Consider the following 12,075-nt stretch of genomic DNA (forward strand, 5'->3'; position numbering starts at 1 on the left):
GAAATTTCTCTGCTCCGACGATCGTCGGCCAGTAGCAGTCACTGTGCTTGAGGGTGACACATAACAGGTGTCGCATGATCTTTTTGCGCCGATCATTTAATGGGCGACCTCGTCACAGAGGAGACAGGCGACCGAAAGCGCCTCGTGGATACGCGATGTGCATGATACATTCACGCTTCTGATTTTCGGAAAATTTAGCCAACAAACCGTCAATTCTGTTCACCTGGATAGGGCTCGGACCGACTCCAGCTGTCTCTGACCTCAAGTTCAATCGTCCGGTCGATCACGCTTTGAACGATGGCTTTGCAATCAACTTGGGTCAATCCAAGTACGCCGTACGCTTCTAATTCATCCTCTAGTATTGCGGCCATGATCGATATGACACTCATTCGCTTCGCTCTCTCGTGCATGGGCTGTAGAAACGCGACGCAATGCGCACTCACTCGTCGACTTCTGAACCATGAAATGGCAACGCGACGCCTGCTACCTCGCAGACTGCTTCTATCAGGCAGCGGACCGCCTTCGCGTCCCAATCGAGTTGGCCAAGGTCCTCTTCCCAATACTGGGAAGTAACATAAGCGGCGTGCCGCGCCTTTACGCCCAATCCTACCATTGTCGATGCAGGAGTTTGTATGATCTCCTGCTCGACCGGGTACAGGCGGAGAAGAATCGCTTCTATTTTGTCTGTCGTGACTTCATCAGAAGGAGGTTGCCAAAAAGAGAGCTCCCCGCGGGACTGTTCAGGTACCTCGCCATCATCCTGAATTCGATTGCGACGCGACGACTCCAGCGCCTTCAGCTCTGCGCATAACTCGGTGAATTGCTGTTCAAGTGCGAGGAGCGAGGAATCTTCCAGCTGAGGTGCCGGAGGGTAAACCGATGACTCTTCACCGCTGGTCTTCCGGAAGTGGTTGATCATTGGCCACTCCGCACGCGCTTGGTCGCACGACTTGTCAGGCTTGTGAACCGCATGGCGGCACGCTTCCGCGCGACGCCGATATCTGTGGGATAGGCGCGCGCCAAGGTTTGCCCGCAAGGGGCTCGATGTTACGCTACCAGAGTAATCCAGAGCCCCTGACGTGTCAACACCTCAGGTGCAAAATTTTACCCTCGGGGCGTAATGTTGACTAGCGAACAGATCCGGGCAGCTCGGGTGCGGATTCCGATCGATGTCGCCCAGGATTCCGAGATGATCTCGCCCACCATTCCGATTTGAAGTCGCCCACCCGTTCCGAGATGATGTCGCCCACGATTCCGGGATGATGTCGCCCGGGTATCGCAAGAGCGAACCCGGGGTGACGAGACCTCTTCTGGCTCCCATAGGGTCAACCTTTCGGCTTTGCGAAGGGGGACCCTGGATGCCGACGGAGAGGCTTGCGATGCGCCGTGTGCGCGATGTGATCAGGATGAAGGCGGCTGGGCTGCCGAGCCGCGAGATTGCTCGGCGGATGGGCGCGGCGCCCTCGACAGTGCGGCTGACCATCCGGCGGTTCGAGGCCGCAGGCCTGAGCTGGCCGTTGCCCGACGAACTCACGGACGCGGCCCTGGAGGCCCGCCTGTTCGCCAAGACCGGCAACGGTAACCGGCAGGGTCATCGCCGCATCGCCGAGCCCGATTGGGCGGCGGTGCACCGCGAGCTCAAGCGCAAGCACGTGACGCTGTCGATCCTGTGGGAGGAGTACATCGGCGCCGAGCCCGGCGGATACCGGTACTCGCGCTTCTGCGAGCTTTACCGCGCCTGGGAGGGACGCCTGTCGGTGACGATGCGCCAGGCGCACGCGGCCGGTGACAAGCTGTTCGTCGACTACGCGGGCGACGGCGTGCCGGTGGTGGTCGACCGCCTCACCGGCGAGCGGAGGACGGCGCAGATCTTCGTCGCCGTGCTCGGCGCCTCGAGCTTCACCTACGCGCAGGCGACGTGGACGCAGGGGCTCGCCGACTGGATCAGCGCCCATGTTGGCGCCTTCGCGGCGATCGGCGGCGTCCCGGCGCTCCTGGTGCCTGACAACACCAAAGTCGCAGTCATCAAGGCGAGCCTCTACGACCCGCAGATCAATCGCACCTATGCGGAGATGGCCGCGCATTACGGCACGGCCGTCTTGCCGGCGCGACCTCGCAAGCCGCGCGACAAGGCCAAGGTCGAGCAGGCCGTCCTCATCATCGAGCGCTGGCTGCTCGGTCGCCTGCGCCACCGCGTCTTCTACAGCCTCGCCGAGGTCAACGCAGCGATCGGCGAGTTGCTCACCAGGCTCAACGAGGAGCGGCCGATCCGGCGGCTCGGCGTGACGCGCCGCCGGCTGCTCGAGGAGATCGACCGGCCGGCGCTCAAGCCGTTGCCGGCGAGCCCCTACGTGCTCGCCGAGTGGCGGATCCGCCGCGTCAGCCTCGACTACCACGTCGAGGTGGAGAAGCATTATTACAGCGTTCCGCATCGCTTCGCGCGTGCCGAGGTCGAGGTGCGGTTCACCGCCCGCACCGTCGAGATCTTCCACAAGGGCGAGCGGATTGCCGCGCATCAGCGCATGAGTGGCAATCACAAGCACACCACCGTGCCGGAGCACATGGCCTCCAGCCATCGGCGCTACGCCGGCTGGACTATCGGGCGTATCCGTCAGGACGCCGCCGCGATCGGGCCGGCAACCAGCGCATTGTGCGACCTCATTCTCGACGAGCGCTCGCACCCCGAACAAGGCTTCCGCGCCTGCCTCGGCATCCTCAGGCTCGCCGCCTCCTATGGGCGCGAACGGCTGGACGCGGCGGCTGCGCGGGCGATCGACATCGGCGCGCGCACCTATGGCTCGGTCAAGTCGATCCTCGCCAACAATCTCGATCGGCGTCCCGCTCACCAGCGCTCCGCGGACGATGCGCCGATCCTGCATGCCAACATCCGCGGACCGCGCTACTACAATTAGGAGACCGTCCCTTGCTCACCCATCCGACCCTCGACCGCCTCAACGCCCTCGGCCTCCACGGCATGGCCAAGGCCTTCGCCGACATCGAAGCCGCCGGTGAGGCTGGCAGCCTCGGTCACGCCGAATGGCTTGCTCTGCTGCTCGAACGTGAAGCCTCGCTGCGGCACGACAAACGGCTCGCCACTCGCCTGCGCTACGCCAAGCTGCGCCAGCAGGCATGCGTCGAGGACATCGACTACCGCACCCCGCGCGGTCTCGACCGCCCGCTGTTCGCCAAGCTTGTCGAGGGCCGTTGGATCGACGACCACGTCAATCTCCTGATCTGCGGCCCGGCAGGCGTCGGCAAGAGTTGGCTCGCCTCGGCGCTCGGCCACAAGGCCTGTCGCGACAATCGCTCCGTGCTCTATCAACGCGTCCCGCGCCTGTTCGACGATCTGGCGCTCGCCCGCGGCGACGGTCGTCACCCACGCCTGTTGCGCGGCCTTGGCCGTGTCGATCTGCTGATCCTCGATGATTGGGGGCTCGAGCCGCTCGATGCCGGCGCCCGTCACGACCTCCTGGAAATCCTCGAAGATCGCTACGGTCATCGCTCCACCATCGTCACCAGCCAGCTCCCCGTGGACCAGTGGCATCTGCTCATTGGAGATCCCACCTATGCCGACGCCGTGCTCGATCGCCTCGTCCACAATGCCCATCGGCTCGACCTCACCGGTGAGAGCCTGCGCCGAACTCGGCAATCCGCCCGAAAGACCTGAGCGCCGTGGACATGCCGCTGCGCTTGGACAACGCAATCGCGTTGTCCACATGCCCACAGCAACCGCAGAAGAAGAAAAAAGGTTGAAGTCGCGATTCCAGATTGACCGCGCGGCTTGACCGATGCCAGAGAACCAGCCGGCCAGAACGCCTCGCCGCTGGGCGAGATCAAATCGGAAAGGTGGGCGACATCGTCTCGGAATCCACGGGCGACTTCATATCGGTACGCCTGGGCGACTTCGTCGGAATCCGCAGCTCGGGCAATGCTGCGTATCGCACAACGCGACCTTGCGGAGAAATCCGGTGTCTCACTGGAAACCATCAAAAGGATCGAACGGAATCCGGGCCCGATCTCGGCTTACACAGGAACCGTGGACAAGCTGCGTCGGGCCTTGGAGCTGGCGGGAATTGAGTTCAGCAATGGCGATCAGCCTGGCGTACGTTTGACTGCTGCAGCAGCAAAGCTAGTCAATCGATCTGACTGAAACGCGCCCGTCTTGATTGTGCCCGTAGCGTGGTGTGGCTGATCGAGCACCAAGTTCACCTGCGCACGCCGGGAAGGTCAGCTTTTGATCGCGTGCACAAGCACCGCATATCCTCAGTCCACCACGATTCAAGGCCGATGGCCATGTCAACGCGGAACGGGATTTCGGCTATTTCTAATGCACCTCAGGAGTCTGATGTGGAGTTTTCGAGCAGGCGTCGCTCATCGCCACCCGCATTCCGGCCCGGGGCGCGACGGACTGTTCAATGGGCAGGTCAGACGCAGACGGGAAGCTCTCCGTGCCCCTGCGCACGGCGCGCCACCACATTGGGCCGCGTCACGCGCCCACTTGGCTGGTCCATCGCCGGATCGTCGAGCCCGCCGGACTGTCCTGGCCATGAGCCTCGGTCAGCAACAAACTAGAGAAGTCATGGGCTACTTCCTCTTGCCTTTGGCGGAAATGGTCGAGGAGCGCATCAGCCTTACAGCAACAACCAGATGCCGATTCGCGGCCTACCGCTGTCCCACGATTGACGGCGCTCTGCGCGCCGCGATGACGCGGGTTGCCGCGGTATGGACGTAAAAATTAAGTCTCCAAATCAGAACGCCGGCAGTCCGGAGTGCCGCAAGCTAGCGAGCGCTGCCCACATGATTTTCGCCAACGAGAAGCGGGTCTATAGCCAATACCATGGCCAGCCGATTACCGCGACTAGGTGCGAAGTCCCTATGCCCGCGTTGCAGAAGATCGAGATGATCGTTTTGGAGGTGGTGACGCAGGCTACGCGGCTGATGAAGAGCGAAAAGGCGATCGAGTGAAGCACGCCGATTGAGAGATAGATTGTGAGGACGCCGTAGGCGCCGATCCTAAGGAGATCCGTGAACCGTAACCGCAGACGTGCAATAACTTCCGGCGCCGGCGGCCTGGCCGTTGGCCTTTGAGGCAAGGCACCGCCCGCGGGCTGTGGTTGGGGCTGCGGCGGAGGCTGTGGATTGACAGGTGGCGATGGGCGTGACCGCGGCGCGGGAGAAACGGGCGGCTCCTCCGGACGCGGGCGCGGCTGCGGCGATGGCCACACGGGTTCGGCGACATCCTCGGGAATCTCGATGTCAGGAAAATCAGGCGGATCGATTGGAGCGGGTCGCGGCGGCGCAGGCCGAGGAGGCGGTGGCGCGGGAACGGCCTCGCACTTATGGGGCTCATTGTTCTCGAACGGCACCCACTGTCCGTGGGGCATCTGCCGCATGTTGATCCAGCGGTTGCAGCTTCGACAGCGGCGGCTGTAGGAGCTAGCCATGCAGGCCGGCCTGCGTGAGGAATGTACTCGCCGTCACGCGGGTTTTACAGGACGTCTTCAGATAACTGACGACCAGGTTCGAAGAGGCTCTCGTCAACGCCACGTAGAAAAGGCGCCGTTCATCCTCGACGGGCGCGCGTTTGTGGGGAATGAGCCCTTCGTTGCAGCTGGTCAGGATTACGGTGTGCCATTGCAGCCCCTTGGCCTTGAAGTAGGTCGCCAGGGCGACGCCATCTTGCTCTTCACCCGTCTTGGCCTCTTTTGCACGCTTGAGGGCGTTGTCCACGGTGTCGACGAACGCATCGACGCGGCCGCGGAAGCTCGCGGCCAATTCGTAGACTTCACCGAGGGGTACTTCGTTATCGATCACGTCCTCGAGGCTGCCGACCATGCCGCGAAGCCCCCGGAAATCCTTGGCGAGAATATCCAGCGTCTTGAAGAGTGAGGGCGCCTTCGCGACGTCCTGCATGACGGAGGCAAAACGGCTTTCCCGGAGCTTCGGCAGGAGGGTCAACACGGATCGACTCGCCAGTGCGTCAAAGAAAGAAGGCGCGGCCTCGAAGGCCCTTTCGAGTCTCGCCAGGATCCGTTCATCAACGTACTGAAAATATGACCTTAGGCTCAGGACCGCGTCGGCCGGGTCCGGCTGCTGGTTCTTGCTGAGGGCCAGCTTTGCACGCAATACACCAAGTAGTTTCTCCAACTCATTGTTGTGCAGAATGTTGTCCTGTTCACGAACGTTGTAGGGAATGTCGCGGAGGATGAACTGCAACTGGATCGGCAGGCTCTGGGCGTTGGTGCGGTAGAGCACGGCGAAGTCAGAGAATTTGAGCTCCTTGTTGCGCCGGCGTACCCGTTCGATGGTCGTGGCGATCATCTTGGCTTCGGCAGTGGCCGTCGTTGACTCGATCACCTTGATGGAGGCATCGTCTGAACGGTGCGCGATGGGATTCTTCTCGACGCGCCATTGGTTATGGCGGATCAGTCGCGTAGCGTGGTCGACGATATTGCGGGGGCAGCGGTAGTTGCGTTTGAGCTCGAAGCTTTCGACCTGACGTCCGAGGTGTTTTTCGAGTTCGATTATGTAACGCGGCGTGCAGCCCCGGAAGCCATAGATGGCCTGATCATCGTCTCCGGTGATGACCAGCCGCGCCCGTTGAGCTATCAGGGACACAAAGGCGAAATCCAGCTCGTTGATATCCTGGAATTCGTCGACGATGATTTCGTCAAACTGGTGTTGGGCCAGCGAAAGGGCGTTGGGGGACGAGTCCAGGCATTTGACGGCGCGGAGTTTCTGGTCATCAAAGTCCATGCGCCGCTCGCGCTGGAGCAGGCGTTCGTATTCCTTGAACATCCAGTAGACAGCCTGAATGACGAGTTTCTTCTCGTCGGAGGTTGATCCGGGCTGGAAAAAGACCTCACCGGCTTTGCTGGTGAGCATGAAATCCGCCAATTTCTGCGGGTCAGGCGCACGCGGGTCGAAGAGAGCATTTTTCAAGAGGCCAAAAAATTCACTGTAGAAGCGGAATCGAAGGGAGGCTGGCAGGGCGTCGTGCCGCTTGCGGCCCTCCTCTGTCGAGGCGAGGGTGTCCTTCAGCTCTTTGATCAATCGCCAGACACGAGGCGCTTCGATGATCTGCTTGTGCTCGGCGTGAAAATGGTCGCGCAAAATCTTATAGCCGAACGCGTTCAGCGTACTTATCTGGAAGTTCTGGTGCGGCGCAGAGAGGCCGCAAAGCTGTTCCGTGACCTTTTCCCGTAGAGCCCTGACGGCAGAGTTATCGAATGTCAGACAGAGGATGCGCTCGGGACGGGTACCCTTTTTGGCCAGATGCAGCACCCGGTTGATGATGGTCTGGGTTTTTCCTGAGCCGGCCGGTGCGATCAGCCGAATGGTCTGATGGGGTGCATGGATGAGCGAGAGTTGGTCGGCATCCGCGGCAGGCTGGAAAGCTTTCAGTGCGGGCCTGGCATCGAGCTCGACCTCGCGCAGCCGTTGCTCGAGCTGACGTTCGAGCTCTTCGCGGACATCGAAGTTGGCGAACTCGTCGTCCAGCGACAGCGTGGGCCTGATGCGGGTTACCGTCCCCATGTGTCGGCTCCTGCAAGAACCAAAGTATCGATAGGCTTGGAGAAACAACTATTTAGAGCAACCCTGCGTTGTTTTGGCAAGGAAATCCGATAAGCGACGGGTCCAGTATTTCAATACCGCCGTCGACAGGATAGCCCCACACCGGTTCAGATGTGGGGTCTTGCTCTGCACTTTGCGGGTCATCAGCTCTCCACGGGCTTCGACCATCCCGGAACGATTTCCCTTGCCACGTCAGCGTGCCTCGCCGCTGCTCCGGGAAGGACTCGCACAGAGCCTCTCCTCGATGTTGGTGGAAGATCGCCGAGTCTACTCGCCGGCTTCTTTCCGTTCACGGATGACAAGCCGTCCCGGTAACGAGTAGGGCGATCAATTCGACGTCGAAGCCTTTGCCATCATCTTGCGGCCAGACACCGCCGAGCTTGGTCCAGAACGCGCTGTCGCCTCCGCCAGTCACGACCAACGCTTCGTGACTGGGCCTCTTCGCTTTTGCTTTTGTCGCCATGGAATTCTCCGGGGTTAAAGGATACGGCAAGGGCATGTCCGGAGATGAAAACGGAATCTGCCGGGCGTGCCGCCATGCGGTAAACGTACGATGCAGCAAAACGTATAATTATCTAAGGACCAAGGTCGCGTCCTGCTGCGGCCATGTAGCCGAAAATGCACGATTGTCGGACGAACCTGAGCCGCAGAAGGCCTTTGAAGCGAGCCAGGGCATCAGCTCTGTATGCGGATACAGGCTTCGTTCAGCTTGTTGCTCTAGCCCAAAAAACATTTCGATCAATGTGATGCGTTCCCGCCAATCTGCCCTCAAGTCGGTATATTCAATGACCAGATAGCGTCGCGGCTTGTCCTTAATGCTTGTCCCTCCGGAAGATAGAGAAGCGGTACTTGCTCCCTGGCAACTTCCTTCATTAGATCGTCAACTTCGGCGGATAGTCGCTTCATACCTTCGTACTTCGCTTGGGTATCAAAAATGATCCGTGAATCATCGGGGACCCGAAGCGACTTGGCGTATGTCTCGTTGTGATAAAGGAAGTCGAGGAATCGCTGTACTTCGCCCAAGATTCTTAGCTCGTAGAAGAGGCCCATCTTGAGGGCGTCCGTGTCTGCGTGGTACATTGTGGCTGCGATGTCAAAGCTAGGAAAATCGATAGACGTACCTTCTTCGATTGCATCCGCTTTCACATTTTTGCAGAGGCGAATGGCCTTCCGTAAGCTACCGAATGTGCTGTCACAGCGTTCTTGGATGCGCTTGATGTGAAGAAACGGAAGATTGTCGATGGTTTCCGGCACCTTCTTATTCAGGATCGTCACCGTACGATCATGCTCTTGCCGAGAGTCTTGATAAGCGGAACTATCATGCCAATGGCTGGGAACGACATCGACGGGGCGGGCGAGTGAACCGCCCGAGATGCTGATCGCCTTACCACCCGACGTATCGACTGTGGCGGCAGGATATTTGCCCTTGAGAATCTTCTCTGCCTCAGTTCTCAGTGAGTTCAAGGTGCCGATCGACGTCTTCGGAGTGGGAATACCGGAGTAGTATCCGCGAGCCCGGCTCAGTGCGCCGGTGGTTGAATACGTCAAGAATCCCAGATCGAGTGTTAAGAGGTCGACGTCGCTCACGCCGCGGATATGGACGTTAAGAGGTACGGAACCCTGCAATCGAAACTCCGCTGTTATGCCGGCGTTTGCGAGTCCCGTCTTGAGTTGGGCTCCTACGCGCTCCGCGGTTTGAACGCTGATCCGCGTGTAGTCCGGACCAACTTCCTGCATCGCTCCAAGCGCGTAGCGGGTGTAAGATTGATTTTTTGCGCGATCTTGCCAAGTCTCTGATTGAAGGCTTTTCGCAACAATCTCTAACTGCGAATCCTGCGCGATCCGCGTTAAGCGGTCCATGCCCTTCCGGCGTTTGGCCAACTGGTTGAGGCGATTTCCAATGTTACGAGCCATTAGATCCTCTTGAGTTTCATCGTACCGAATGTGTTGCGCCCATGTCCATTGAAGTACTCGCCATCAGCCGCCTCTAGGTTTCGTGCAAAAACAAGCTCGCCAAAACCAAGATGGCTCCTCAGTTCGATCTCTCCAATACGCGGGTCGTTGCGATAGTGGTACAGAAGACGGTATGCGTCCGCATCGTCGCAGATCAGCGCAGCCGAAACGCTGTTCGATGTCGATTGAGATGTTTTGAGTAGAACTCGTATCCGATCCCAGCTCTGCAGGATGGTGACAGCCGCCTGCCAACTATAGCCGGGAGATCCGTCGGGATTAATCGTCTGTCCCTGACATTCCCACTCGCCCGCGATGTCCGGGACTTTGATCACCAGCTTGATGAAACGCCACTTCCACGCAAACCGGTCGAACAGCCAATAAAGCGTCGTGAAGACGCTGGCAGCCCCGGCCAGCGAAAGGATCGAGGGTGTAAGGTTTGCATTCCAGCCGAGACGATGCGCGATGTCGACGGCGGACAGCAACACGTACACGATCACCGCGGATACGCCCGCGGAAACGAGTCCGAGATATCTGCCAACGTGAGCCCGGTTCATTGCGCCGAGAAGCGCATATTCATGCTCGCGCATTCTGCTGAGCCCCCCGTTCCGAATAGCCTACTTCCCCTTGATGATTTTCGACAGGGAAGCGGCACCCATCCGGTCACGCAAGGTATCCAATCTCATGTCACTGCGAACGCCCGGTGCGAAGGCGGTGCCGTAGGTCTTACGGAGCGTTCCGACCAGAGTGTCGCCTCGCTTCCGGCGGATCTCTCCATCTTGGTCACGGCAGCGATCATCGAGGCCGGTCGTGCAGTTGTGGTCTTTGCTCATCCGAGGGTTCCTTAGCATTGTAGTTGCCGTGTGCGACTCCGACATGGCATACTTGACGATATCGCCATGATGACTCGAATTGGCGAATGCGTCAACAATGTCATGCCGAAAGCGCCATGTCACCTAAGGAAGCCACTGATATCTTTAAAGAAAGGCTGAAGTCGGCTCGCGAATTGCGAGGCCTTAGCCAGTCCCAACTCGCTAGCGGCGCCGGTCTTCCACCTAGTTCGGTGTCTCATTTTGAAGCTGGATCGAGAAAGCCGTCGTTCGACAACTTGAAGCGTTTGGCCAGTGCCCTCCGAGTCACGACAGATTACTTGCTTGGCCGATCCGAAGTGCCGGATGCGTCAGGTGAGGTTGGCCGACTTCATCGGGACCAGCACAAACTTAGCTCGGAGGATTTGAAGCTGACCGAGCAATTCGTGGAGATGCTTCTGAAACGCGGTGCCCAAAAGAGGGACGAGAGTTGACCCTGAAACCGAAGCTCGCTCGGAAGTCGCTCGCAGAAGGTATGGCAAGTCTCGTTCTGCGGGAGATGAATATCAGCACGCTGCGTGTTGACCCCGTGGAAATTGCCGCGGGCAAGGATATTTTCGTTCAGGCAAAGCCGAATACGGTGGATGGCGTATCGGGCATGTTGGTGAAAGCGGGAGACCAGTTCGGGATCATGTACGCCACCAACATTAGTAGCAAAGGTTTTCAGAGATTCTCGATTGCGCACGAGCTGGGTCACTACTGCATTGAAGGGCATTGCGATGCGCTGCTTTCAAGCGGCATTCATTACTCTCAGGCTGGATTTCGTTCGGCAGACCCCTTCGAGCAGGAGGCCGACTATTTCGCTGCAGCGCTCCTGATGCCCGAGTTGCCTTTCAAGAAGGAGATGAACCGTCACGATCCAGGGCTTGCCTGCATCGAAGAGCTCGGGAAGGCTTGCGACACATCGTTGACGGCCACGGCAATCCGTTATGCAACCCTAACGAGGGACGGGGTCGCCGTGATCCTGACTTCAGAGGGCGTCATTGAATATTGCTTTATGTCCGAGGGGCTTAAGGAAGCAAAGGGAATAAGTTGGATAAGAAAGGGCACGGTTATCCCTGACGGAACAGTGACCGCAGCCTTCAATGCTCGACCAGAGAGTGTGCGCACGGGCGAGCGAGATGGTGGTGATGGACGTTTGAACGATTGGATGGGCGGCGAACGCATCTACCGCGTGCACGAAGACGTGGTCGGGCTTGGTCAGTACGGTCGGACCCTTACTGTCCTGACTTGCGATGGGTTAAGTGCAGACAAGGAGTCTGAATATGACGACGAAGAAACCGACTTGATCGAAAGCTGGACCCCCAGGTTTCGGCGCTAGCTTGGCGACCTGAGGAGGCCTCACTCTGGTTTGCGAGCTTGGAGCTTAAGGTGTAACTACGTGGCCCTCTCGAAACTTCAGCAAGGAATTCCCCGACACCAAGTAAAGGAAATCAACGCTGGCAACCAGAGACATCGCTAAGCAGCTGTGAAATGCTGAACCGCGATTGAAGTAAGTCGAGGTTTCTGGCGGCGGTGGGAAAAGTCGGAAGGACCAGCCAGACACGACATAGTTTTGCGTCGGATGCATCCTTCCACACATGACAGCGCCATCGTGAGCAGCGTGGTTTATCTGAAGGGCTGCTGCGAAGTGGCTCGGAAAATCTTCATCCAGAGACCAGGTCGAGGGCGGTCTGGGTTT

General features: G+C 59.1%; 12 protein-coding genes. 6 read left to right on the forward strand and 6 right to left on the reverse strand.

Annotated features, from left to right (window positions below; genetic code table 11):
• Positions 1 to 439 precede the first annotated feature (439 nt).
• Positions 440 to 919 carry a hypothetical protein gene (locus ACVIJ6_RS12040; RefSeq protein WP_456772889.1) on the reverse strand — a complete coding sequence of 160 codons (480 nt, stop codon included), beginning with the start codon at positions 917 to 919 and terminating at the stop codon, positions 440 to 442.
• 460 nt (positions 920 to 1,379) lie between these two features.
• Here ACVIJ6_RS12040 and istA point away from each other — a divergent pair, with 460 nt between their 5' ends.
• The 4 genes from istA (at position 1,380) to ACVIJ6_RS12060 (ending at position 4,965) form a co-directional block, all read left to right on the forward strand.
• Positions 1,380 to 2,912, forward strand: a complete 1,533-nt coding sequence (gene istA / locus ACVIJ6_RS12045) for an IS21 family transposase (RefSeq protein WP_083780767.1) — start codon at positions 1,380 to 1,382, stop codon at positions 2,910 to 2,912.
• A gap of 11 nt (positions 2,913 to 2,923) precedes the next feature.
• Positions 2,924 to 3,667: an IS21-like element helper ATPase IstB gene (gene istB, locus ACVIJ6_RS12050; protein ID WP_012041725.1), complete on the forward strand. Its 744-nt coding sequence runs from the start codon at positions 2,924 to 2,926 to the stop codon at positions 3,665 to 3,667.
• A 261-nt stretch (positions 3,668 to 3,928) separates the two neighbouring features.
• Positions 3,929 to 4,150 carry a helix-turn-helix domain-containing protein gene (locus ACVIJ6_RS12055; RefSeq protein ID WP_456772890.1) on the forward strand — a complete coding sequence of 74 codons (222 nt, stop codon included), beginning with the start codon at positions 3,929 to 3,931 and terminating at the stop codon, positions 4,148 to 4,150.
• 647 nt (positions 4,151 to 4,797) lie between these two features.
• Entirely contained in the window at positions 4,798 to 4,965 is a 168-nt protein-coding gene (locus ACVIJ6_RS12060) for a hypothetical protein (protein ID WP_456772891.1), read from the forward strand.
• A 471-nt stretch (positions 4,966 to 5,436) separates the two neighbouring features.
• Here the strand turns inward: ACVIJ6_RS12060 and ACVIJ6_RS12065 are convergent, their stop codons facing one another.
• From ACVIJ6_RS12065 to ACVIJ6_RS12085, 5 genes are all read right to left on the reverse strand, one after another.
• A complete protein-coding gene (locus ACVIJ6_RS12065) occupies positions 5,437 to 7,536 on the reverse strand; it encodes an ATP-dependent helicase (RefSeq protein ID WP_456772892.1) in 2,100 nt (699 codons plus the stop codon).
• A gap of 328 nt (positions 7,537 to 7,864) precedes the next feature.
• Entirely contained in the window at positions 7,865 to 8,038 is a 174-nt protein-coding gene (locus ACVIJ6_RS12070) for a hypothetical protein (protein WP_456772893.1), read from the reverse strand.
• A 305-nt stretch (positions 8,039 to 8,343) separates the two neighbouring features.
• Positions 8,344 to 9,489: a hypothetical protein gene (locus ACVIJ6_RS12075; protein WP_456772894.1), complete on the reverse strand. Its 1,146-nt coding sequence runs from the start codon at positions 9,487 to 9,489 to the stop codon at positions 8,344 to 8,346.
• Positions 9,489 to 10,115, reverse strand: a complete 627-nt coding sequence (locus ACVIJ6_RS12080; RefSeq protein WP_456772895.1) for a Cap15 family cyclic dinucleotide receptor domain-containing protein — start codon at positions 10,113 to 10,115, stop codon at positions 9,489 to 9,491. Before ACVIJ6_RS12080 ends, ACVIJ6_RS12075 begins: the two co-directional genes overlap by 1 nt.
• A gap of 27 nt (positions 10,116 to 10,142) precedes the next feature.
• Positions 10,143 to 10,358, reverse strand: a complete 216-nt coding sequence (locus tag ACVIJ6_RS12085) for a hypothetical protein (protein ID WP_456772896.1) — start codon at positions 10,356 to 10,358, stop codon at positions 10,143 to 10,145.
• 116 nt (positions 10,359 to 10,474) lie between these two features.
• On the opposite strand from ACVIJ6_RS12085, the gene ACVIJ6_RS12090 reads away from it, so the two are divergent.
• Both ACVIJ6_RS12090 and ACVIJ6_RS12095 read left to right on the forward strand, forming a co-directional pair.
• Positions 10,475 to 10,828 carry a helix-turn-helix domain-containing protein gene (locus tag ACVIJ6_RS12090; protein ID WP_456772897.1) on the forward strand — a complete coding sequence of 118 codons (354 nt, stop codon included), beginning with the start codon at positions 10,475 to 10,477 and terminating at the stop codon, positions 10,826 to 10,828.
• Positions 10,825 to 11,715 (forward strand): ImmA/IrrE family metallo-endopeptidase, encoded by an 891-nt coding sequence (locus tag ACVIJ6_RS12095; protein WP_456772898.1) that lies wholly within the window; start codon positions 10,825 to 10,827, stop codon positions 11,713 to 11,715. The genes ACVIJ6_RS12090 and ACVIJ6_RS12095 overlap by 4 nt, the downstream gene beginning before the upstream one ends.
• Positions 11,716 to 12,075 lie beyond the last annotated feature (360 nt).

Source organism: Bradyrhizobium sp. USDA 4369 (assembly GCF_054056435.1).

What these genes read in the sequence shown, in the direction of transcription:
- ACVIJ6_RS12065 (WP_456772892.1), bottom strand. Translation starts at nt 7,536, where the DNA reads ATGGGGACGGTAACCCGCATCAGGCCCACGCTGTCGCTGGACGACGAG.
- ACVIJ6_RS12090 (WP_456772897.1), top strand. Translation starts at nt 10,475, where the DNA reads ATGTCACCTAAGGAAGCCACTGATATCTTTAAAGAAAGGCTGAAGTCG.
- ACVIJ6_RS12060 (WP_456772891.1), top strand. Translation starts at nt 4,798, where the DNA reads ATGATTTTCGCCAACGAGAAGCGGGTCTATAGCCAATACCATGGCCAG.
- ACVIJ6_RS12080 (WP_456772895.1), bottom strand. Translation starts at nt 10,115, where the DNA reads ATGCGCGAGCATGAATATGCGCTTCTCGGCGCAATGAACCGGGCTCAC.
- ACVIJ6_RS12070 (WP_456772893.1), bottom strand. Translation starts at nt 8,038, where the DNA reads ATGGCGACAAAAGCAAAAGCGAAGAGGCCCAGTCACGAAGCGTTGGTC.
- ACVIJ6_RS12040 (WP_456772889.1), bottom strand. Translation starts at nt 919, where the DNA reads ATGATCAACCACTTCCGGAAGACCAGCGGTGAAGAGTCATCGGTTTAC.
- ACVIJ6_RS12055 (WP_456772890.1), top strand. Translation starts at nt 3,929, where the DNA reads ATGCTGCGTATCGCACAACGCGACCTTGCGGAGAAATCCGGTGTCTCA.
- ACVIJ6_RS12075 (WP_456772894.1), bottom strand. Translation starts at nt 9,489, where the DNA reads ATGGCTCGTAACATTGGAAATCGCCTCAACCAGTTGGCCAAACGCCGG.
- istA (WP_083780767.1), top strand. Translation starts at nt 1,380, where the DNA reads ATGCGCCGTGTGCGCGATGTGATCAGGATGAAGGCGGCTGGGCTGCCG.
- ACVIJ6_RS12085 (WP_456772896.1), bottom strand. Translation starts at nt 10,358, where the DNA reads ATGAGCAAAGACCACAACTGCACGACCGGCCTCGATGATCGCTGCCGT.